At 33.9% G+C, this 23,430-nt stretch carries 22 protein-coding genes; 6 read left to right on the top strand and 16 right to left on the bottom strand.

The window, feature by feature from the left end; translation table 11 throughout:
* Positions 1-9 precede the first annotated feature (9 nt).
* Positions 10-1,692 carry a sugar phosphorylase gene (locus CN925_RS19780; protein WP_098848517.1) on the bottom strand — a complete coding sequence of 561 codons (1,683 nt, stop codon included), beginning with the start codon at positions 1,690-1,692 and terminating at the stop codon, positions 10-12.
* A gap of 510 nt (positions 1,693-2,202) precedes the next feature.
* On the opposite strand from CN925_RS19780, the gene CN925_RS19775 reads away from it, so the two are divergent.
* Positions 2,203-3,222 carry a LacI family DNA-binding transcriptional regulator gene (locus tag CN925_RS19775; RefSeq protein ID WP_098848516.1) on the top strand — a complete coding sequence of 340 codons (1,020 nt, stop codon included), beginning with the start codon at positions 2,203-2,205 and terminating at the stop codon, positions 3,220-3,222.
* A gap of 8 nt (positions 3,223-3,230) precedes the next feature.
* Complete coding sequence (gene pgmB, locus CN925_RS19770; RefSeq protein ID WP_483295216.1) at positions 3,231-3,917, top strand: beta-phosphoglucomutase; 687 nt, start codon at positions 3,231-3,233, stop codon at positions 3,915-3,917.
* Positions 3,918-4,002: 85 nt separating this feature from the next.
* Here the strand turns inward: pgmB and bioB are convergent, their stop codons facing one another.
* From bioB to CN925_RS19755, 3 genes are read right to left on the bottom strand one after another with little or no spacing between them, the layout of a single operon-like run.
* Positions 4,003-4,998 (bottom strand): biotin synthase BioB, encoded by a 996-nt coding sequence (gene bioB / locus CN925_RS19765; RefSeq protein ID WP_098848514.1) that lies wholly within the window; start codon positions 4,996-4,998, stop codon positions 4,003-4,005.
* A gap of 23 nt (positions 4,999-5,021) precedes the next feature.
* Positions 5,022-5,702, bottom strand: coding sequence for a dethiobiotin synthase (gene bioD / locus CN925_RS19760; protein WP_098848513.1), 681 nt, complete (start codon positions 5,700-5,702; stop codon positions 5,022-5,024).
* Position 5,703: 1 nt separating this feature from the next.
* Positions 5,704-6,276, bottom strand: a complete 573-nt coding sequence (locus tag CN925_RS19755) for a biotin transporter BioY (protein WP_098848512.1) — start codon at positions 6,274-6,276, stop codon at positions 5,704-5,706.
* Between the two features lie 142 nt (positions 6,277-6,418).
* On the opposite strand from CN925_RS19755, the gene bioA reads away from it, so the two are divergent.
* On the top strand, positions 6,419-7,783 hold the full coding sequence (gene bioA / locus CN925_RS19750; protein ID WP_098848511.1) for an adenosylmethionine--8-amino-7-oxononanoate transaminase: 1,365 nt from the start codon (positions 6,419-6,421) through the stop codon (positions 7,781-7,783).
* A gap of 259 nt (positions 7,784-8,042) precedes the next feature.
* Here the strand turns inward: bioA and CN925_RS19745 are convergent, their stop codons facing one another.
* Complete coding sequence (locus CN925_RS19745; protein WP_098848510.1) at positions 8,043-8,378, bottom strand: hypothetical protein; 336 nt, start codon at positions 8,376-8,378, stop codon at positions 8,043-8,045.
* Positions 8,379-8,579: 201 nt separating this feature from the next.
* Here CN925_RS19745 and CN925_RS19740 point away from each other — a divergent pair, with 201 nt between their 5' ends.
* The gene (locus tag CN925_RS19740) at positions 8,580-9,353 is read left to right on the top strand and encodes a TSUP family transporter (RefSeq protein WP_098848509.1); all 774 of its coding nucleotides are present in this window, start codon (positions 8,580-8,582) and stop codon (positions 9,351-9,353) included.
* 90 nt (positions 9,354-9,443) lie between these two features.
* Here CN925_RS19740 and CN925_RS19735 read toward each other — a convergent pair whose 3' ends face one another.
* The 4 genes from CN925_RS19735 to CN925_RS19720 all read right to left on the bottom strand — a co-directional run bounded on the left by CN925_RS19735 (position 9,444) and on the right by CN925_RS19720 (position 13,095).
* Positions 9,444-10,619, bottom strand: a complete 1,176-nt coding sequence (locus CN925_RS19735) for a thiolase family protein (RefSeq protein WP_098848508.1) — start codon at positions 10,617-10,619, stop codon at positions 9,444-9,446.
* Positions 10,620-10,651: 32 nt separating this feature from the next.
* Positions 10,652-11,434, bottom strand: coding sequence for an SDR family NAD(P)-dependent oxidoreductase (locus tag CN925_RS19730; RefSeq protein WP_098848507.1), 783 nt, complete (start codon positions 11,432-11,434; stop codon positions 10,652-10,654).
* Between the two features lie 212 nt (positions 11,435-11,646).
* On the bottom strand, positions 11,647-12,123 hold the full coding sequence (locus tag CN925_RS19725) for a 2,4'-dihydroxyacetophenone dioxygenase family protein (RefSeq protein ID WP_098848506.1): 477 nt from the start codon (positions 12,121-12,123) through the stop codon (positions 11,647-11,649).
* A gap of 183 nt (positions 12,124-12,306) precedes the next feature.
* A complete protein-coding gene (locus CN925_RS19720) occupies positions 12,307-13,095 on the bottom strand; it encodes an SDR family NAD(P)-dependent oxidoreductase (protein ID WP_098848505.1) in 789 nt (262 codons plus the stop codon).
* Between the two features lie 144 nt (positions 13,096-13,239).
* On the opposite strand from CN925_RS19720, the gene CN925_RS19715 reads away from it, so the two are divergent.
* A complete protein-coding gene (locus CN925_RS19715; protein WP_098848504.1) occupies positions 13,240-14,145 on the top strand; it encodes a LysR family transcriptional regulator in 906 nt (301 codons plus the stop codon).
* 61 nt (positions 14,146-14,206) lie between these two features.
* Here the strand turns inward: CN925_RS19715 and CN925_RS19710 are convergent, their stop codons facing one another.
* A complete protein-coding gene (locus tag CN925_RS19710) occupies positions 14,207-14,389 on the bottom strand; it encodes a hypothetical protein (protein ID WP_098848503.1) in 183 nt (60 codons plus the stop codon).
* A 30-nt stretch (positions 14,390-14,419) separates the two neighbouring features.
* The gene (locus CN925_RS19705) at positions 14,420-15,709 is read right to left on the bottom strand and encodes an MFS transporter (protein WP_098848502.1); all 1,290 of its coding nucleotides are present in this window, start codon (positions 15,707-15,709) and stop codon (positions 14,420-14,422) included.
* A 466-nt stretch (positions 15,710-16,175) separates the two neighbouring features.
* Here CN925_RS19705 and CN925_RS19700 point away from each other — a divergent pair, with 466 nt between their 5' ends.
* Complete coding sequence (locus tag CN925_RS19700) at positions 16,176-16,949, top strand: SDR family NAD(P)-dependent oxidoreductase (protein WP_098848501.1); 774 nt, start codon at positions 16,176-16,178, stop codon at positions 16,947-16,949.
* Between the two features lie 83 nt (positions 16,950-17,032).
* Here CN925_RS19700 and CN925_RS19695 read toward each other — a convergent pair whose 3' ends face one another.
* The 5 genes from CN925_RS19695 to CN925_RS19675 form a co-directional block, all read right to left on the bottom strand.
* Positions 17,033-17,983 carry an alpha/beta hydrolase gene (locus tag CN925_RS19695; RefSeq protein ID WP_098848500.1) on the bottom strand — a complete coding sequence of 317 codons (951 nt, stop codon included), beginning with the start codon at positions 17,981-17,983 and terminating at the stop codon, positions 17,033-17,035.
* A gap of 144 nt (positions 17,984-18,127) precedes the next feature.
* Entirely contained in the window at positions 18,128-19,126 is a 999-nt protein-coding gene (locus CN925_RS19690; protein ID WP_098848499.1) for a TauD/TfdA family dioxygenase, read from the bottom strand.
* A 99-nt stretch (positions 19,127-19,225) separates the two neighbouring features.
* Entirely contained in the window at positions 19,226-20,515 is a 1,290-nt protein-coding gene (locus tag CN925_RS19685) for an MFS transporter (RefSeq protein WP_098848498.1), read from the bottom strand.
* A gap of 83 nt (positions 20,516-20,598) precedes the next feature.
* Complete coding sequence (locus CN925_RS19680) at positions 20,599-21,654, bottom strand: TauD/TfdA family dioxygenase (protein WP_098848497.1); 1,056 nt, start codon at positions 21,652-21,654, stop codon at positions 20,599-20,601.
* 33 nt (positions 21,655-21,687) lie between these two features.
* Positions 21,688-23,202 carry a long-chain-fatty-acid--CoA ligase gene (locus CN925_RS19675; protein ID WP_098848496.1) on the bottom strand — a complete coding sequence of 505 codons (1,515 nt, stop codon included), beginning with the start codon at positions 23,200-23,202 and terminating at the stop codon, positions 21,688-21,690.
* Positions 23,203-23,430: the final 228 nt, after the last annotated feature.

The following is a 23,430-nucleotide window of genomic DNA, read 5'->3' as shown; positions in this document are numbered from 1 at the left end:
TCCTTCCTCCTAATTTACTGGTTTTAACCAAATGTATTGATATGGATTTATAGAAATATATTCATTAAATTCTTCAACTTCTCCAGTTAAAATATTCAAATACTTTCCATTTAAATCACACTTAACTTCTTCATTTGATAGATTGTGAAGAATGACAATGCTATCATCTTGATCTAATCGTTTAATGGCGAATAAATTTTCATTCAGATCAAGTATTTCCATTTTTGCATTTGGGTTAAATAGTTTTTCTTCTTTACGTACTTGAATAATATTTGTAAGTTCTGTAAAAATCTTATTTCTTAATGATCCCACTTCATTTAACTCATTTTCAATTTCAACAAATGAATATTTTTGACGATTAATCGAACGATTCATACCTGTTCTTTCTACACCTGCATAATCATTTCTTGAACCAAGCATACTTTGAATATAAATTGCCGGTACTCCTTGGAATGTTAATAAAATTGAATGTGCCAATAAGAATTTCTTTACTCTTAGCTCATCACTTGAAGATTGTTTATTTAAAGCATCTAAGTAAGTTACATTAATTTCATATGGACTTTCGGTACCATCTGAATTTTTCTTATAATTTACTAGTGCACCTTCTATCTTTAAATCTTCTACTAGAGAAAGTATTTCTTCTTCAGGGATTATTCCACGAATCGGATTTAAACCAATTCCATCGTGAGAAGCCAAGAAGTTGAAGAAGGTTGTTTCTTCCCCAGATCCTTCAAGATTTTTTGCCCATTTTGTTAATGCACTACCATTCCCTTTATGGAGTGAGTATAAAACTAATGGAGGCAGCGGAAATTGGTAAACCATATGTGCTTCATCATGTCCGTTACCGAAATAAGAAATATTATCTAGATGAGGTACATTTGTTTCAGTAATCATTACTGTACCTTTAGCAGCTTCATCTAATAAATCACGGAATAATTTAACGATTTCATGTGTTTTTTCCAGATGGATACAAGAAGTACCAACTTCTTTCCACATATATCCTACAGCATCAAGTCTTACATATTCTGCTCCTTGTTCCAGATAAAACAGTAAAACATCAACCATATCTAATAAAACTTGTGGATTCCTAAAGTTCAAATCAATTTGATCATCACTAAACGTTGTCCAAATGTATTTTTCCTCACCATACGCTAAATTAAACTTTGCTAGTAATGGAAGTGCTCTAGGTCTAGTTACTGAGCTTAAATCAATTGATGGATCCATTTCGACGAAGTAATCTTTATATTTTGGATCACCATTCAAATAGCCTTGGAACCATTCACTCTTACTAGAAATGTGATTACATACATAATCAAACATGATTCTTGCAGATTTTGATAAATTCTCAATATGTGACCAATCTCCTAAATCTGGGTTTACTTTTTTATAGTCAACTACTGAAAATCCATCATCTGATGTATAAGGATAAAAAGGTAAAATATGAACAAGTTCAAATTTATTGGCTAAATGTTCATCAAACATTTTTTTAAATGTTTCTAATGTAGGTATTCCCTCTTCCTGAAACTGATCGCCATAAGTAATTAAAACAACATCGGACTCATCCCAATTTTCTTTTCTTTTTTTCGTAATTTTCAATTTAGCTTCTTTAATTCGTTTCTCTATTAAGCTATAAATCTGATCTATGTCTTCATTTTCATAAATAAAAGCTAATCTTTCTTTTATTTTACTCATATGATCCCTCCTTGTGGTATCGCTCCCACAGAGATGTAAAAAAATTTGGTACTCGTTTGGTACTCGTTTGGTACCGCTCCCAAATTCAATATATTATAGAAAGCGCTTACTGTCAATTTAAAATATTTATAAAAATTTATTTTTTATTTGCAATCAATTTACTTTGATAGAATAGTTTAAAACGTTTGATTTTTATTATTTATTCTATAGTATTGCTACTTTTTACTATTCTCCCTATAATTGCCCTAGTAATAAATACAACTTGAAACAAGTTCAATTTTACTATTCGCAGTTCACAGTCTTGACAAATTTTAAAATAAATCGTTACTATCAATGTATATTATGAATTAATATTTTTTGTAATACCGCTCCTAGCTATTCGTTACCAAAAAAATATTTTGATATAATTCCCATAGATTTTACAGCGTTTTATTTTAAAAAAAATAATTAATAACGACAAAATGTAAACGTTTTTACTAAAATTACTTTAAATAAGAATGGAGTATACAAATGGGCCCTACAATTTATGATATTGCTCGTGTAGCTAACGTTTCAAAGTCCACTGTATCTCGAGTATTAAATAATAAAGATAATATTTCAGAAGAAAGTCGTAATCGAGTAATGAAGGCTATTGAAGAATTAAATTATCAGCCAAATAAATTAGCCAGAGCACTTACATCATCAGGATTTGATGCAATATTGGTGATGTCTCGATCTACGAAAACAACCGCTGGAAACACGTTTTTCTCTGAAATTATTCACTCTATTTCCACGAGATCAGAAGTAGAAAATTTTGATGTCATTATCCAAACATCTAAAAATAGCAAAGATGAGTTAAATAAATGTATTGAGAAAATTCGAGGAAGAATGATTAAGGGAATTCTAATGCTAAGTTCACCTGCAAATGAAGAGTTTTTCAAAGAATTAGATAAATATGAAATTCCAGTAGTTGTTATTGGAAGAGTAGAAGGAAATTATCAACATATTTATTCAGTGGATACTGATAATTTTAATGATAGTTATCAATTAGTCCAACACTTGATCGATCAAGGACATACTGACATTGCATGTCTTCATTCTTCTCTCGATTACCATGTATCGATTGACAGATTGGAAGGATATAAAAAATGTCTAGTTGATAACGGAATTCCTCTTCGCCCTGATCGAATGTTTGATAGTGGTTACACAATGGAAAGAGCATATGAAGTTTCAGAATCACTTTTGAAGTCTAAAGATTTACCTACTGCAATTTTTGCAATTGATGATCTAAAAGTTATTGGACTTTATAATACAACCGCAAAGTTAGGGATATCTATTCCGAAAGATATTTCAATTATTGGATATAATAATGGGATTTTTTCCCCCTTATTCTCACCACCATTAACTGGGATTGAAATTCCGATTATGAAGCTTGGTGAAATAGCTACAGACTTACTTTTTAAAAGAATAAAAAATGAACCTGAAAAATCAGAGCATATTATTGTTCCAACAAAGCTGGTCGAACGAAAATCAGTTGCCAAAATAAATTAATTAAAGTAATGGGGGGTACCATTTTGAATAAACAAATTGAAGCAATTATTTTTGACTTAGATGGTGTAATTACTGATACTGCTGAATTTCATTATTTAGCATGGAAAAAACTAGGTGAAGACTTAGGAATTCCTTTTGACCGTGAGTTTAATGAAACGCTAAAAGGAGTAAGCCGAACAGATTCATTAGAAAGAATCCTAACATTTGGAAACAGACAAAATGATTTCTCCGAAGCTGAAAAAAATGAGTTAGCAACAAAAAAGAATGCTCATTATGTTGAACTAATCCGTAATATTTCTGAAAATGACCTATTACCAGGAATCGAATCTTTCTTAATTCAAATCAAGAAAGCTGGCATTAAAATTGCGATGGCTTCGGCTTCAAAAAATGCATTAATGGTTGCTAATGCTTTAGGAATTACCCAGTATTTTGATCACATAGTTGACGCCGCTACCGTCGTTAATTCAAAACCAGATCCAGAGGTATTTCTAAAAGCTGCTGAGGCAGTTTCAGCCAACCCTAAAAATTGTATCGGTGTGGAGGATGCAGCTGCGGGCGTTGATGCGATTAATGCTGCAAATATGTTCTCTGTTGCAATTGGAGATTCCACTATTTTAAGTCATGCAAATTTTGTTTTATCTTCAACAGAAGAATTAGAGCTTAATAGAATTATTGATAAGTATTTACTATCGTAATTCCGTCATAACATAATACAAGAATAATATTTCATTTAAATAAAAAAAACGAAAATCTATTTTTTAAGATTTTCGTTTTTTTTTATTATGACAACATCTTCTCCTGTTTTTCCACCAACTCAATCTCAAATCCTAAATCTTCTAGCATTGCATGATCACTATTTGTCTCCTGCCCCTCAGTAGTCAAATAATCTCCTATAAAAATACTATTTGCGGCATAAAGTCCTAATGGTTGTAAACTACGTAGATTTACTTCACGTCCACCAGAAATTCGAATTTCTTTCTTCGGATTTATAAATCGGAATAGTGCCAATACTTTTAAGCAGTAGCGCGGATTTAATTCGTTCACACCTTCTAGTTTCGTTCCATTAATAGCATGTAAAAAGTTTACTGGAATGGAGTCTGCATCTAATTGTCGTAATGACCTTGCGATTGAAATAACATCTTGTTTTGTTTCTTTCATCCCAATAATGGCTCCAGAGCAAGGTGATATACCTGATTTTTTAACTTTCTCAACTGTATCGATTCGATCCTGATATGTATGAGTTGTGGTAATATAATTATGGTGCTCAGCTGATGTATTTAAATTGTGATTATATCGGTCAACACCTGCTTCTTTAAGCTCACTTGCTTGATGATCTTTAATAAGTCCTAAGCAAGCACATACTTTCATACCATATAATTCTTTAATTTCCTTAACCGCCTCAGTAACAACATTTACATCTCGATTCGTCGGTCCGCGCCCACTTGCAACAATGCAATATGTCCCTGCTTTTAATTCAAAGGCACGCTTTGCACCTTCAAGAATTTCTTCTTTAGATAAAAAAGGATATTTCTCAATTGGTGCACTTGAAATTGAAGACTGAGAACAATAGCCGCAATCCTCGGGACAATAACCACTTTTCGCATTAATGATCATATTCAGTTTAACTTTTTTTCCATAATAGTGTTTCCTAATGATAAACGCACCTTGTAAAAGTGAAAGTAATTCATCATCTTCACATGATAATATACTTAATGCTTCTTCGTCTGAAATTTCCTTACCTAAAATAACTTCATGTGCCAAATTTGTCCAATTCACTTTGTATCGCTCCATTTCATTCATTATTTCGTCAGTAATTGTTGAATTTCAAAAATATGATCTTCTGTAAAAAAGTCTGACTGTTCCGGTATAACACCTAGAACATCATGACCTGTTAGTTTTTCTAGCATTATTAAATTATCTTTTTCCATTTCACCCATAACTGATGGTACTTTATTAATTAGTAATCCCATTAGATTAATTTGGTGTGATTTTAAATATTCAGTTGTTAATACAGTATGATTAATTGTTCCTAGCTTTAATGATGTAACAAGGATGACTGGTAAGTTTAATAGCTTAATTAAATCAATCGTTCCAAAATTTTCTTTTAACGGAACTGCAACTCCACCCGCTCCTTCAACAAAAACAACATCATGCTTATTTTCTAATTGCTTATATTTTTCTAATATAACTTGTTCATCAATCAAAACATCTTCTAGTTTACTAGCTAAATGTGGTGAAACAGGTGTTTTCATTGTATATGTACTGTAGTAATCATGATCTTCTGTTAGTGCTAGCTTTTCTTTATAAAAGGCTACGTCTTCCCCTATGACCGTATTATTAACATTAACTACTCCACTTTGAATTGGTTTATAAGGTATTGCATCGATTCCTTTGTTCTGCAAACAATTCACCATTTGAGCAGTTACATAAGTTTTTCCAATATTCGTATCGATACCGGTTACAAAATATCCTTTTCCCATCTTAAGCAGCCACCTTTTTTTCGTTTTCTCTAGCTTTTGCAAAATGAGAATGTAGTCGCACTGCCAACACTCCTCCAAAGACAGCTAGTAACAAATCTTGCCCAATACTATATACAAGTCCCATCATTAGAACTGCTTTTAATGAAATAGGACTATCTAACCAAGTATTTAATGAAATGTACACATATGTAATGCCTAGAATATAGACAATAATTAAACCGATTACATTAGCAAAAATAAAATTCTTAAGCTTCGGATTTTTCGATTTTTCAAGGATCAATCCGATGACAAACGCGGCAACGATAAAACCGATTAAATAGCCAAATGTTGGTTTTAAAACATATTCAGGTCCGCCCCCTGAAGCAAATACAGGTATTCCGATTAATCCAATTCCAACATACAGTAGTTGACTCATCATTCCTCTTTTACTTCCTAAAAGGCATCCTGCTAAAAATACGAAAAGTATTTGAAGCGTAAAAGGAATCACTGGTAACGGAATTTTTATAAAGGCACCAATCGAAGTTAGTGAGGCAAATAATGAGATTACTGTTAATGATAGTGTCCTATTTTGCATAGTATCCCCCCTATTAGTTTATGAGTTTTATAAATTTGCAAAATTTGACAAACTCACAAAATTAAATTAACATGCAATTGAAATATATGTCAACTAAACTATAAAATTAGGTTAACATATAAACGCAAAGGGGAAGATATATATGAATCATGAACTCTATCAAGACTTATCTAAAAAAAATAAACAGTATCTTTGGCACCCATTCACCCAAATGAAGGATTATCTAAACGAAGATCCACTAATTATTTCACATGGTAAAGATCGAAAACTATATGATGTTTTAGGCAATGAATATTACGATGGTGTATCCTCTATTTGGTTAAATGTTCATGGTCATAATATTCAAGAATTAAATGAAGCAATTCATGAACAACTAGAAAAGGTTGCCCACTCTACCCTTCTGGGAATGGCCAATATACCTGCGATTCTTTTAGCAGAGAGACTAGTAGAAATTTCTCCTAGTGGCTTAGAGAAAGTATTTTATTCAGACTCTGGAGCTACTTCTGTAGAAATTGCGATTAAAATGGCCTATCAATATTGGAAAAACATAGGGAGATCCGATAAAAATACGTTTGTTACAATGAAGGAAGCTTATCACGGAGATACAATCGGAGCAGTGTCCGTAGGGGCAATTGACTTGTTTCATCAAGCGTATAACGAATTAATGTTTCCAAGTATAAAGGTTTCCTACCCACATCTTTATCGTTCAAAATATGAGGGAACCAAAGAAGAAATCATACATTCCTATTTAGCCGAAGTTGAAAATTTATTCATCGAAAAAGCTAATTCAATTGCGGCATTAATTATTGAACCAATTGTTCAAGGAGCAAGCGGAATTATTGTCATGCCAAAGGGGTATTTAAAAGCAATACAGGAATTATGCATAAAATATGATGTATTATTAATCGCTGATGAAGTTGCAACAGGATTTGGACGTACCGGTAAAATGTTTGCTTGTGAGCTAGAAGGAGTTACACCAGACATTTTAACTTGCGGGAAAGGGCTAACAGGTGGGTATTTACCAGTAGCAGCAACTTTAACAACAAACAGAATTTATGAAGCATTTTTAGGTACATACGAAGAACAAAAAACGTTCTTCCATGGTCACAGTTATACAGGTAACCCTCTTGGGTGCGCTGTAGCATTGGCGAATCTAGATCTATTTAATAAAACAAAGTTATTACAACATGTCGAAACAATCTCATCATATGTCCAAGAGAAACTGGTGCAATTTAATGAGTTAAAACATGTAGGAGACATACGTCAAAGTGGCCTGATGATTGGAATTGAACTAGTAAAATCAAAGGATACTAAAGAAGCTTTCCATTGGAACGAACGCATCGGTGTGAAAGTAACCAAAAGAGCAAAAGAGCTCGGACTACTCACCCGCCCGCTTGGAAATGTCATTGTATTTATGCCTCCATTAGCTTCAAAGGAATCGGAGCTTGACGATATGTTAGACATTCTATATCGTGCTATTTCTGATATTACTAAAAGTAGATTCTAGTATTAAAAACCATGAACAGTTTTACGGGACCGTTCATGGTTTTCATTTTTCATTGATAAGTTGGACAATTACTAAAAAAATCAAGAACTCGTATTAGTTTACTTACGAATTTTTGATCAAGAGTTAAAATCAAAATGTTTAATTGATTTACGTGTTTAACAATTTTCCCTCACGATCTTCTTTTTTAGCAGCAATAAAGATCGAAATGAATTTCCCTCAAACATAAAAAATAGAGTGAAGAAACTTATTGTTTCTCACTCTATTTATGCTTATTAAAATAATCTTCCTTCGTTACTGAAGTACCTTTTATTTCATCTAATGAACGAAAATAAAGTTCAATTTCTTTCATTTTTAGTTGTATATCTTTAATTGAATCCTCTAAGATTTTTGTTAATTCATTTTGTACTTGTTTAATAACTTCATCATTTTCGAGAAAGCCAAATCGGATCATACGATTAACTTTTAGTTCTTCCAAGGCCATCTTCATTTCGATTTTTGTAACAATCTCTTTCATTAACCGATTGACGTTATTTTCAAAGTATTTTTCTTTAGCTCGTTCTATTTCTGTTGAAGTATTTGTTTGTTCGAAATTCAATCTATACACACCTTATCATTAAATTATCACATATCAATATATGCAAATTTTTAGAAAGTGGTACAAGTTGTATGTATATTTTCAGTGTCAGTAAATTTAAAAGGTTTATTAAAAAAATATTCTTATCTTACTAAATTAATGTTTACTTTGTTTTATATTTTATCTACTATCAAATTAGTATAGAAAAGAAAGGTAGATTTGATGATATTCCACATTGATCCATCGTTATTATTAATTTTAATTGTTTTTGGATTTTTAGCTGCATTTATTGATTCTGTAGTTGGAGGCGGTGGGCTAATTACTTTGCCAGTATTATTATTTGCTGGTCTATCTCCCGCTGCTGCTGTCGCAACGAACAAATTAGCTGGATCAATCGGCTCTTTAACGAGCACAATCATGTTCTATCGTTCTGGAAAGCTTGATTTGAAGTCTGTCTATAAGTTATTCCCACTTACCTTTATTGGTTCTGTTTTGGGAGCTTGGACAGTTCATTTAATTGACCCTACCGTTCTTAAACCTCTTATGCTCATAATGCTTGCAGCAGTTGCAATTTATACTATTTTTAAGAAAGATTGGGGCGATACGACTACCAATAAAAAGCTGTCAGTTTCTCGTATTGTTCTGTTTATGTTTTTAATTTTTGGAATTGGATTCTATGATGGATTCATCGGTCCTGGAACTGGTTCATTCCTTATATTTGCTTTTTTAATGATGGGGTTTGATTTCTTAAAAGCTGCCGGAAACGCAAAGTTTTTAAACTTTGGTAGTAATATAGCTGCATTATTAATGTTTATGTACTTGGGCCAAATTCATTACGCATATGGGATCGCGATGGGACTTGCACAAATCGCAGGAGCAATTTGTGGTTCAAAATTCGCTATAAAAAAAGGCAGTGGCTACGTTCGAATCCTTTTTATTACAGTAACCTTTATCTTGTTAGCAAAAAATACATTTGATTATCTATTATTAAAATAAAAAATCTTAACGATCAAATGAGATTAGATCGATATAAAAAATGGTAAGCAAATTTTTGTAGAATTTGCTTACCATTTCTTTTTCACTAGATTATACAGCTTCTATGATTATTGAAACCCCTTGCCCGCCACCTACACATAAAGTTGCTAAACCTATTTGTTTCTTTTGACGTAATAATTCATGTAATAAAGTAACGACAATTCTAGTACCAGAACAGCCGATTGGATGTCCTAATGCAATAGCTCCTCCATTAACATTAATAATCTCTTCTGGTATATTTAATTCTTTATTTACTGCTAATACTTGTGCACCGAATGCTTCATTGATCTCCGCCAATTCGATATCCTGTATCGTTAGATTTGCACGTTGAAGTGCTTTTTGTGTTGCTGGAACTGGTCCAATCCCCATAATCGAAGGAGCTACAGCAGCGCTTGCTACCGAACGAATTTTGGCAAGAGGTTTCAAACCGTATTCACGTACTGCTTGTTCAGATGCTACAATAACAGCAGCTGCACCGTCATTTAATGATGAAGCATTTCCAGCTGTCACAGTTCCATTCCCTTTAAAAGCTGGTTTAAGAGTTTGTAGTTTCTCTATACTAGTATTTTTTATATTCTCATCTTCTGTAAATAAAATGGACCCTTTTTTAGTTTTAATCGTTACTGGAACAATTTCTTTTTCAAATTTCCCCAGTTCCCTAGCTCTAATCGCTTTTTGCTGACTTTCTAAAGCAAAAATGTCTTGCTCCTCGCGGGATATACGGTAGTCTTCAACTAAGTTTTCAGCTGTAACTCCCATATGGTAACCTTCTATCGCACAGTGAAGCCCGTCATGAAAAATTGCATCTACAGTCCTTAAATCTCCCATTTTTTGTCCCCATCTTGCATTCATTACTAAATGCGGGACATTACTCATACTTTCCGCCCCTCCAGCTATCACGACATTTGAATCTCCAGCTAGTATTTGATGATAGGCTAATGTAATTGCTCGGAGTCCAGATGCACATTGTTTATCGATTGTAATGGCTGGTATAGAAACAGGTAAGCCAGCATTAATTGCGGCTTGTCTTGCTGGATTTCCTTTAAGCCCTGACTTTAGAACATTACCTAATATTACTTCATCAACACAATCAGCAGATAAACCAGAACGGTCCCATACCTCCTTAATAACGGTTGATGCTAGCTGTACCGCACCTACATCTTTTAACGAGCCTCCGAAACTTCCAATTGGAGTTCTGAGCGCTTCAACTAAATAGACGTTTTGCATTCACAATCCCTCTTTTCATAAAGTCTTTGTACTTACACTTTTTCTTCGATCATCTTTCGGGTATAAGTAGTTACCCACTTTCTTGGCAGTATTCCAACAGATTTTGCCATTAGTTTATTTTTAAAGCCTGGAATGATCACCGTTTTATTTTTCATTAAGCCTTCGTAACCACACTTGGCAACTGCATTAGGATCCATTAAGTTTTTAATGAAAATTTTTGTTCCGGTTGAACCAAGTCCCTCAGTAAGTGGTGTCTTTGTTGACGGAGGACATAATACACTAACTTGAACCCCAGTACCTTTTAGTTCTTCAGCTATCGCTTCCGTAAAAGATAAAACATATGATTTACTCGCACCATACATCGACATCCTTGGGGTTGGTTGAAAAGCTGCTGTTGAAGCAACATTTAAAATTTTACCGTGATTTCGTTTAATCATTTCATCCGCTATTAGTCTAGTTAAATAAGTTAAGGAGATCATATTCAACTGCAAACATTCTATTTCTTTCTTAATATCTAATTCTGTCATTAACCCTAATCCGCCAGCTCCAGCGTTATTAATCAATATATCGATAGGTATTCCTTCTTTTTTTAGGTATGTATACAAGCTCTCTACAGTTTCATGATTACTTAGATCACCGACAAAAGTATGAACCTCAATTCCGTATTCCTTTTTTAAAAAGTCAGCTTGTTTTTCCAACAACAATTCATCTCTAGCAACTAAAACTAAATGATAGCGATGACCTGCGAAAACCTTTGCAAATTCCAATCCAATACCTTTTGTAGCACCTGTAATTAATACTGTTTCAGCTGGCATATTTAGATAAACCTCCTCGATTTTAAATATTCTAAATTTTAAAAATATTAATATAAACTAATTATACTCATAAGTAATAGTTAAATAAAATTAAAGAATTTAATCTATAAGTAAGTATCACTAATATACAAATAACTTAAAATTATTCATAAGAAAAGAGAATCCTTTTCGCCACGTCGACGTTTTTAGATTCTCTTTTCCTTTATTATCATTTAAAATTTTGTCACATCAACAGGCTCGATTCCTTCAGCTGCACAATATTCATAATATCTGTTTAAAAATGTTTCCCAATTATCTCTAGCAAGAATTTCACCATTCTCACCGATATAATCCAATGTTCCTTCTACAATATTAAAGGTAATAACATCTTCCTCACCTACAGCTGTAGGTGTATGTTTTGATCCAGCAGGCTCATAAACAACGTCACCTGGTTTTGATATCCAAGACTCTTCTAGATATCTCCACGTTCCTTGAATAGTGTATACAATAACTGTTCCAGGATGGAAATGTGCTGGAAGCTGCATTTTCGCAGGTACATATAATAATGTTAGAGTTTGCCCTGTTACAGGGTTTGCTTTAAGTAATTTAAACTTTGAATCTCCAAAATAAGGAATCCAAGGCAACTCATCTACATTAATATTGCCAGCATGGTGAACTATTACTTCTTTTACATCCTTTACATTACTCACTTATATCCCCACTTCCAACTTTTATTAAATTCGTTTATAGTAGTTTCTTATATTAGGATGACAACTTAAAACTACTTCGAATCCGTTATTATCAGTATATTTATAATTTTCTGTAAAGTAAAATTAGTATTTTTTACTTGTATGTAAGTTTGACTAATTTACAAGTATTTATTTTGATGATTTTTACTTAGCACCAAGGCCACCATCAAGAACTAGTATTTGTCCTGTACAATAGTCAGATGCTGCTGAAGCAAAGTAAAGGGTCGCACCTACCAAATCATTATCACTACCTAATCTTCTAAGAGGAACTTGCGTAGCAATGAACGGACCGGCTTTGTGAACAAGAGTTCCTGGTATTTCCGGATTATTCATTCCCGTAGTGAATACGCCAGGAGCAATTGAGTTTACATTAACACCGTGACGCCCCCACTTAACTGCTAAGTCCTTCGTTAAAGTCATAACAGCACCTTTACTTGTTGTATATCCAACAGAATCTACAGCTTCAGGGTCAACACCTTTAAAACCTATACTAGAAGAAATATTGATGATTTTTCCATATTCGTTTTTAATCATATGTTTTCCAACTGCCTGACACATTAAAAAAGTTCCTGTCACATTCGTGTCTAACATGGATTGCCATTGTTCTAACGGCATTTCTGTAGCTGGCGATTCAAAAACAGTACCACTACTATTTACTAAAATTTCGATGCTTCCAAATTGAGAAATGGCTTGTTCCAATCCCTTTTCAATTGATTCGTGACTAGTTACATCTAATGATATAGCTAACGCTCGTCTGCCTAATGCTTCTATTTCTTTGACGACTTCTTCGCACACTTCTAAACGTCTAGAACAAACTACTACATTTGCTCCAGCTTCTGCTAAAGCTATTGCCATTACACGACCTAGTCCACTTCCGCCTCCTGTAACGACCGCTGTCTTATTTGTTAAATCAAATAATTGTACAATTGACATTCTACTCTTCCTCCTAAAATTAAGAATATTCTAATTTTTATAAATTCTTATTGATATTGATTATACATATAAATTATAATGAAAAAAAATTAAAGATTTTAATGTGTAAGTTAGTATCACTAATAATAAAAAAAGGGGACACACATGAATATTGAGCAATTAATCTATATTGTTGAAGTCGCAAAATACAGTTCCTTATCAGTAGCAGCACAAAATTTACATGTTACTCAATCAACAATTAGCCAGTCCATAACTAACTTAGAAAAAGAGCTAGAAATAAAAGTATTTAAACGTTCACGGGGACATGGCGCAGTTCCAACTGATGAAGGAAGAGTCATTTTAAAACTCGCCTACGAAGTTCAAAAAAAACTTGAAGAAATAAAGGAGACAGCTAACTTATTTAACTCCACGGAGGTGGGTGAGCTTACTATATCTTCTTTACCTGGATTAATGACATTTCTCGTTAAAGCAATCTCTACATTTAGCCATGATTACCCTCATGTAAATCTTGAGGTTACTGAAAAAAGTGGTACATCAGTGATTGATGATGTTAAGCAGCATAAGACTGATTTTGGTCTAATTACCTATTCAAGTGATTTAGGGATAAATATGGAAGGGATCGCTTATGAAGCACTCCTTGATGGGAAGCAAAAGGTATACGTTTCGAAGCATTCTCCTTTAGCCATACTTGGTTCTGTAACTCCAGAAGACATTTTCGATCAAACGCTCGTCATATATAAAGGCGAATTAATGCAATATTTTATCCAAGATTTTTTTAACAAATATAAACCTTTAAAAATTCTATTTACAACAAACAATATGGCCGGACTTCTCCAAGCGGTCAATGAAAACTTGGCCATTACATTTGCTCCTGATTTTGTCATGCAAAATTATCCATCAGTCATTAATGGGGATATTATTCCAATCGATTTAAACAACCATAATACCGTTAACATTTCTTTAGGATTAGTTCGATCAGAAGATAAACATTTATCTACATACGCTAACAAATATATTCATTATCTAAAATCGGAAATTATGAATAACTAAAAAAGAGAAGCAACTGCGTTCAAAGTGGCGCGGGGAGCTTCTCTTTTTATTCGAATCTATTTTAACGAATATTTTGCTCGTTTTTGCCTTTTGTTTCGTTTTCGATATGGTCATCAGCATATGTTTCAGTTATTTTATCCTGACAACTCCAGCAATTACTACGGTTTCTCTCCATAATGGATAATTCTTCATGACATTCTACACAACAATCGATTCCATCAGAAACTATTCTATTTTTACACATAATCTTTCCTCCTAAGTTTAATTCATACTTTTATATAATGACCTGTTCCTCTGCTTTGATCGTAGTGCTTGTTTGCTTAGTAGGACGCACGGCGATCCAAAATACTAACCCGAAAACAAACATGACTAAAGATGTCACCAAAAATCCGTAACCATATCCCATTGATTCACTTGGTGCATTTTCAATAAAATTACCAAATATAACAGGCGCAATAATACTCGTTGAACTTGATATAGCAACATATGTCCCTTGAGCTTTCCCAATGTTTTTAGGTGAAAAAAACTCCATTAACATAGCTGGTGCTAGTGAAAGAATAACAATTGCAAAACCTGGTGCAAGGACGAAGAACAAGATCGAAATTGCACTTGAATTTGCGACACTTCCAATGTATAAACAAATAGCGGAAGACATCATTGTAATTCCTGCAAGATTTATTCTTGCTTTTCGAATATCCTTCGTTTTGCGGTAAATACGGTCTGATATTAGAGCAAAGACAATTTGGCAAATAGCTGCAAAGAGAAAAGGTAGCGACACTGCCATTTTTAATGTTTTACCATCAAAATGTTGAACTTTCGAAAAGTATGCTGGAAACCAAACTGCTTGGACAGACAATAACCAATATGCACAACCTGCGCAAACAGCAGTGAAAATAAAATTTTTAGAAAAAATATGCGGTAAAAACTGTTTCCATGAAACTTTATTTGGAATCACTGAGTTTTTATCCACTTGCTCAAATGTAGAGACCCCAATATCTTTTGGACTTTCTTTCCCAAAGATCATCCATAAAAGTAGAACAATACTTCCGACTACTCCCATTGCTATAAAAGCGGCTCTCCAACTATATTGATTAATTAATGAGATTAATAGTGGAGAAGCAATTGCAGGTCCGATTGTAGCTCCAAATAGCACTGCCCCAAAACCAATACCATGTCTATGTTTAGGAAACCATTTTCCAATGATTGAAGTCGAAATCGAAATAGCTGGTCCTTCCCCTGCTCCCAACAGCATTCTTGAAAACATTAATAGAGATAAACTAGATACAAAAGGTGTTGTAAATTGAACGATTAACCAGATTAACATAATCCAAGTAAACATCTTTTTCGTGTTTTTAGAATCAGCCAATCCACCAAGAATGAAAGAAGAGATCGTAAAGAACCAAAAAAAAGAGCTTCCAACTACTCCCCATTGAGATGGACTTAAATGTAATTCTTTCATTAATGGAACTGAAACTAAACCTATGATGATTTTATCAACTTGATTAACCATGCCAGAAGCAACTAGAATTAATAAAATAATCCAAGAATATTTTGGTGTGTTCAAAAAGATCTCCCTTTCTTTCCCTCTAATTATTGAACATCTCTTAATAGCAACCTGTTTCCCACCTAAAACGTTTATAACAAATTAACAATTCTTCCAATTAGGTAAAGCGCTTTCAAAAATGACTTTTCACTTCTTTACGAAATGACAAAGATGCCCTTTCCCCCCTTTTATTTACATAGATTCATTTCATAACTTTTATTGTATTTCAATTTTCTTTAAATTTATTATATTCATAATTTTCAGTTAAATAAAATTAAACATTTTAACTTACATGTAAATACTACTAATATATGAAATATGTACCATCATCAATAAGAAATTTTAACACCATGATATATTAGCACAACTAAATTACAAATTAAAATCTTTAATTTTATATAAATATTATTTATAGGTAGAATTAAGATAGGAATGAGTAAAGATTAAATCACTCAATTTTTCATTGAATCGAACTGGAGGCTGAACAATGGACTTAAAATTACAAGGGAAAAAAGCACTTATTGTTGGCGGTAGTCGAGGTATCGGTAAAGCTATTGCCCGCCAGCTAGCTCTTGAAGGTGTAGATTGTACGATTTGTTCAAGAACTGAATCCACTCTAAAGATTGCAGCAGAGGAACTGGCACAAGAAACTAACCGAAATATTTATCCAATCGTAGCTGACACTACCGATCCAGACTCCATTTTAAATCTAGTAGAAAAATCAGCAACAATCATGGGAAGCATAGATATATTAATTAATAGTGGAGCTCGAGTTGGCGGACATGAGCCTGAGGACTTTAATAGTATTAAAGAAGAACTTATTATAAAGGATTTTGAAGAAAAATATATGGGCTATTTTCGTAGTATTAGAGCCGTTGCCCCGTATATGATCAAAAACAATTGGGGAAGAATCATTAATATTAGTGGACTAGCTGCTAGGATTGGCGGCAATTATTTTAGCTCGGGTCCTCGTAACGCGTCTGTCGTCCATTTAACGAAATCTGCATCTATGGAATTAGGAAAACATGGGATTAATGTCAATGCAATCTATCCTGGAATTGTTGATACCGAAATGTTTAGAGACAAAGTGACGAATGAGACGGCAATTCAACAATTTAAATCACTAAATTCTCTTGGTCGCTTGATTACCCCTGAAGAGATTGCTTACGTAGTTTCTTTCCTAGCATCACCTTTATCAGCATCAATTACTGGAGAAGTCATACCGGTAACTGGTGGGATCGGAAATACCGTTTATTTCTAATATACTTTTTGAGATTAATAGTTCAAAAAAAGAGCCTCACAACTTTGAGGCTCTTTTTAGTCCAAATTTCATCTACTTTATCATCACACTGATTGCAAGCGTTCGTCACAGTCTGATTTTAAAAATTTATCGATCTTAGAAACTGTCGATTCAATGTTATTCGAAAAAATTGCCATATGTGCAAAATAGCCGTGGATCATTCCGGGCTCGCATGCATATTCAACTTGTACTCCAAACTTTTTCAATCGATTGGCATAAGCTTCACCTTCATCACGTAGTACATCATTTTCTGCCGTAATGATTAATGCTTTCGGAAGACTACTTAAGTCATTTGCTAGTAACGGAGAAGCATACTCATCCGTTTTATCTTCTTTATTTCTTAAATAATGATTTCGGAACCAAATTAACTGTTCTCGATCTAACCCAAATCCTTTTGCGAACTTTTGATGTGATTCAGTATTAAACTCAAGATTTGTTGGGGGATAGATTAAAACTTGTCCCGCAATGCTAGGACCTTTTCTGTCTCTTGCAATCATTGTAACGACTGTAGCAAGATTTCCACCTACACTATCTCCACCAACAATCAATCTAGAGACATCCCCATTATAGGAAATACCATTTTCATAAACCCACTTTAAAGCAGAAAATGCATCTTCTACCGCTGTCGGAAACTTATATTCTGGTGCAAGGCGATAGTTTACGGATACAACAATGCTGTTTGTTCTATTAGCAATTAAGCGACAACTTGCATCCGTTGATTCAATATCTCCGAGAACCCATCCCCCACCGTGGTAGTATATGAATAGTTGAAAGGGTCCTTGACCTTCAGGCGTGTAAACTCGACAATTAATTACTTCATTATTACTAACTGGAATCTTAAAATCTTCTACTTTTGATAATCTTGCTAAATTCACAAGAGGGCGTGGTGACTTTGACAGCATTTCTCTTACAATTTTGGGCTCTAGTTCATGAATAGGTGGCATCTGTTTTAGTGCACTTAAAAATTTCTCCGCATTTAGATCTAACTTTGCCAAACAATATCAACCTCTCTCGTTTTAATTTACGTTATTTAAGATTTATCTATAAGATTAGCCAATCTAAATGATAAATTGGTGATCTTATTCATGTTGCCTTGAATAAAATCACCAATTATTAAATAAGCTAATTTCTACTAGTTCTTAGCTATTTATAGGTGCCCCACCAATATAAAACTCAAAGTCCGGAGCAATTTTGCGACCATTTGGCATCATTAGCCATAATCTTAATAAATGACGTTTTTTATCCTCTTCCTCGAAATCTTCAAAATGAGTACGTGAATGGAATACGGTATAATTATTAACGAATTGAATGTCCCCTGGTTCCATCATCATATCGATATGAAAGTTTTTATCATGAGTAAGGGAATCAATAAAATCAAATGCTTCAATTTCCTCGTCTGACAAAGGGATACCTGTTTTCGTTTGTGCTGATTGGACATACTGGCGAATATATCTGCAGCTTAATTTCCCATCAAAATAGCTAAAAATTGGTGATTGTACGACTGGTGATTGCCCAGACGCTTCCTCTCCGCGCAGATCATGGGCAAATGATCGATAGAGAATTTCCAGATATTCTGGACGTTTTTCCAGAATTTCATTATAGATCGACATCGCACTTGCGATACTACTTAAACCACCAGATTTTGCTTTACGAAGACAAAGTAAACCAACCACATCAGCTAGATCCGTATGATAATCAAGATGCACATTCGTTTGGTAACCACGTACTTTTGTATTATCATTAAAGTCCTTACCTACGTTTTTAATATGACCTAGGAGTTCTCCATTTTTACTTTGGATAATTGGCAGTCCTAAATGCAGTCCAAGTCCCCAGTAAATGATACTTGCTTCTTCATCGGAATAACGATCCATTGGCAATCCACGGATTAAAAGAAAACCTCTTCCATTCTCTAATTCATCAACAAAGTATTTAATTTCATCAGCTAGATCAGGAATTGGGAAATCTTCCTTTTTAAAATCAGGTGCTTTTAAACCTTTTTGTTGAACACATAATACAGCCTTCTCAAGTGCAGCAATTGTTTTGTCGGTTAAAAAATAAATCCATGATTCATCTTTAGCAAGATCAATACCTTTCCAAGCAGATCGTCCTTGAATTTTTTCATTTAAAATCATTGACATTAAAACTCCTCCTTCGTAATTGAAGATTACTAATTTAATTGCCAAATAGTTAAAACGATTAATCTCAACTTATATTTCTAAGTACATACAGATCATTCTTTAACTGCTCATTTGCTTCCCTGAATCATTTATTGCATTTCTTTGATTTACGGGATGTACCCCAAGCAAAAATACACTTCCTATAATGAACATTCCTAATGAAGAAAAGCCAAACGCATATTGATATCCGATAGCTTCAGTTAGTGAATGCTGAATAAAGTATCCGAAAACTAGCGGAGCAATGATACTAGAAATACTTGAAAAAGCAATGAATGCTCCCTGTGCTTTTCCAATGTTCTCCGGAGAAAAGAACTCCATCAATATTGCGGGAGCAAGTGAAAGAATTACATACGCAAAACCAGGTGCAAGTGTAAAGAAAACAATAGACATAGTTACCGAATTCACGGTAATCGCTACATATAGACAAATAGCAGATAACATCATCATAAGACCTGCAAGATTAATACGGGCTTTACGAATATTGCCTGTTTTACGGTAAAGACGATCAGATAGCATTGCAAATCCAATTTGGCAAAAAGCCGCAAAAAGAAATGGCAATGATACCGCTAGTTTTAAAGTCTGAGAGTCATACTGTTGAATTTTTGTAAAGTATGACGGTAACCATACTGCCTGAATGGATAATAACCAATATGCACAACCACCACACAAAACAGTTAAAATAAAGTTTTTAGAAAATAGATGAGGAAAAAACTGTCGCATTGTTACTTTAGGTAAGTTAGATCTGTGCTCCGTTTGATGAATAGCTGGTAATCCAATTTCTGTTGGGCTTTCTTTACCGAAAATTAACCATAAAACGTACACGATCAGTCCAAGAACACCCATCACTAAAAATGCCGATTTCCATCCATATTTATCAATTACTGATATTAATAATGGAGAAGCAATTGCCGAACCACCAGTTGTTCCTAAAAGAACCGCACCAAAACCTATACCATGCCTATGTTTTGGGAACCATTTTCCCATGATTGCCGTAGAAAGAGCCGGTGCTGGACCTTCACCTAACCCTAAAATCATTCTTGTTATCAAAAGCAAAGTAAGGCTAGAAGCAAATGGAGTTGCAAACTGAACAATTAGCCAAACTAATGACAGCCATGACAACATTTTTTTCGTATTTTTCGAATCAGCCATTCCTCCAAGTATCATTGAGGAAAATGTAAAAAACCAAAAAAATGAACTTCCTACAACTCCCCATTGCGTTGGACTTAAATGTAACTCTTTCATTAAAGGAACAGAAACCAAACCAATAATAATTTTATCGACTTGGTTGATCATACCGGTAAGAACTAGAAATAATAAGATTACCCAAGCGTACTTTGGAGTTTTTGACATACAAGTATATCCTCTCTTTTCTTAAGGAGCACCTTTTCCAAAAAGAAAAGGTGCTCCACACTAAAATTCTTACTGAAGTAAAATTACTTTAAAGTTTCAACAATACCGCCTGCTGTTTTAATACGAGCAGGTACACCGCCACGACCAGGTTTCCCAGTATTTTCGTCAAAAAACATTGCGAAATCCGGAGAAATTTCACGGCCATTTGGCATCGTGAGCCATAATCTTAGCAAATGGCGTTTTTGGTCTAGTTCCTCATAATCTTCGTATTGAGTTCTTGAATGAAGAACCGTATAATTATTTACAAATTGCATATCGCCTGGCTCTAACATCATATTGAAATGTAAATTTTCATCATGAAGAAGAGAGTCTAGTAAATCCAATGCTTCGATTTCAACTTTTGATAATTGGATACCAGTTTTTGCTTGTGCTGATTCAATAAATAAACGAACATATCTACAACTTAGTTTTCCATCATAATAACTAAAAATTGGTGATGTAAAGATTGGCGATTCACCTGGCCCCTCTTCTCCACGGCGATCAAAGTTAAACGGACGACAAAGTATTCCCAAATACTCAGGGTTCTTCTCTAGAATCTCATTGTAAACTGTCATCGAGCTTATAATGCTGCTCTCTCCCCCTGATTTTCCTTTTCGTAAACTTAATAAGCCCACTACATCAGAGCCATCAGCATGAAAAGGAAGATGTAGTTTCGTTTGGTAACCGCGAACGTTTGAATTTTCTAAACTAAGTCCTTGATCTCTAACGTGCCCTAAAAGTTCACCATTAGCATTTTGCGATACTGGAGTTCCCATATGAAGGCCAAGACCCCAATAAATAATGCTTGCTTCTTCATCTGTATATCTTTCAATTGGTAATCCTCGAATTAATAGAAATCCTCTTCCATTCTCAAGTTCATCAACAAAGTAATCAATTTCATTTAAAAGATTTGGTACTTGGAAGTCTTCTTTGTTAAAGTTTGGTGCTTTTAACCCCTTTTGTTTAACAATCTCTAGTGCATTTTCAAGCTCAGCAATTGTTTCCTCAGATAAGTAATAAATCCAAGATTCATCTTTTGCTAAGTCTGTTCCTTTCCAAGCTACTGGCCCTTTAACCTTTTCCTTTAAAATTGTTGACATAATGCATCCTCCCTTTATGAATGATTTATTTGTTTACTTTACTTCAGTCAATTCTCTTAACTCTCTACGCAAAATTTTCCCAGTTGAATTCTTTGGTAGCTCTTTAAAAAATTCTATATATTTAGGAAGCTTGTATTTAACTAGCTTATCTTTACAAAATTGAATGATGTCATTGTCAGAAAACTCTTCATCATTCACTACGACGTATGCTTTTACACTTTCTCCGTATTCTTTATTAGGTACGCCAACTACTGCTGCCTCTAAAACTGCGGGATGTTGATATAGTACTTCTTCCACTTCACGAGGATAAACATTGTATCCTCCAACAATAATCATGTCCTTCTTTCGGTCTACAATGTAGATGTATCCATCTTCGTCCATTGTTGCGAGATCACCAGTGTAAAACCACCCGTTTTTAAAAGCGGCCAATGTAGCTTCCTGCATCCCTAAATATCCTTTCATTACGTTTGGTCCTTGAACAACTAATTCTCCAACCTCACCTCTTGGTAATTCATCTCCAAATTTATCTACTACTTTGCTTTGAACAGCTGGAATATTTTTACCGATTGATCCTGGTTTCCTAATTCCTTTTAACGGATTAATTGCTACAAGTGGTGCCGTTTCAGAAAGTCCATATCCTTCTAATATAGGCACGTTGAACTTACTTTCAAATTTATGCAGAAGCTCTACAGGAATCGAAGCACCTCCTGAAATACAAATACGAATGGATTTAAAATGCTCTTTCGATGCTTCAGGTAATTGATTTATAAAATTGTACATCGTAGGGACTCCTGCAAATACAGTAGCATCTCTCTTTTGAATGGTTCTTACTACATCAATAGGACTGAATTTAGGCAGAATGATAACTGTTGAGCCACAAGCAATTGGTGCGTTCAAACAAACTGTCATACAGAAAACATGAAACATTGGCAATACAGCAACTACTCGATCGTTTTCATCTAGTTCAAGCAATTTGGAAATAGAATCTGCATTTGATGCCAAATTTCGATGTGTTAACATTGCACCCTTTGGTTTTCCTGTAGTACCTGATGTGTACAGAATAACGGCTAGATCTTCTTCATCAATGAATGGACTTCCAATTACACTTGTTTGGGATTTCATAAGATGCTCCCATGTCCATTCCTGTTTTTTTGCTTCTGTATAAATGACAAACTTTAGATTAACCAACTGTTTCTTTAGCTCTGATAACATAGACTCAACAGATTCATGAGCAATAACCGCTTTGACTTGACTATTTTCCAATATGTAGTTTATTTCATCTTGGGTAAATGAAGGATTGATTGGCACAACAAATGCTCCTAATCGCAAAACCCCATAGTATGCAATGAGAAATTCTGGGCTATTTCCAAGTAAAAGAGCAACTCCATCTCCTTTGCTAATTCCTTGTGCAAAAATGCCTTGTGCAAATTGGTTTACAAGCTGGTTTAATTCCCTATATGAAACACACTGATCACCGTACATATAAGCGGTACGTTCCGGGAAGTTAATCGCGCTTTTATTTAAAATTTCGTATAAGTTACTACTCATTAAGTGAATTTTCCTCCTTCCAACCATTTGGAAACGTTTTATAAATTAATTATTTTGAATTTTTAAAATATTACTACACTTAGTATACTCATAAATAAAAACGAAATAAAATTAAAGATTTTAATTTGTATGTAAGTCTAACTAATATTAAGATCATTGTTCAATCTAATAGACACCAAAAAAATTCACTTAATAAGACTCAACTAACTCTAAAATAAAAAAAAAAGC

Source organism: Bacillus sp. AFS055030 (genome assembly GCF_002574545.1).
In the GTDB taxonomy this organism is placed as follows: Bacteria; Bacillota; Bacilli; order Bacillales; family Bacillaceae_G; genus Gottfriedia.
Note: the sequence above shows the minus strand (reverse complement) of the source record. Positions and strands in the feature narration are given on the sequence as shown.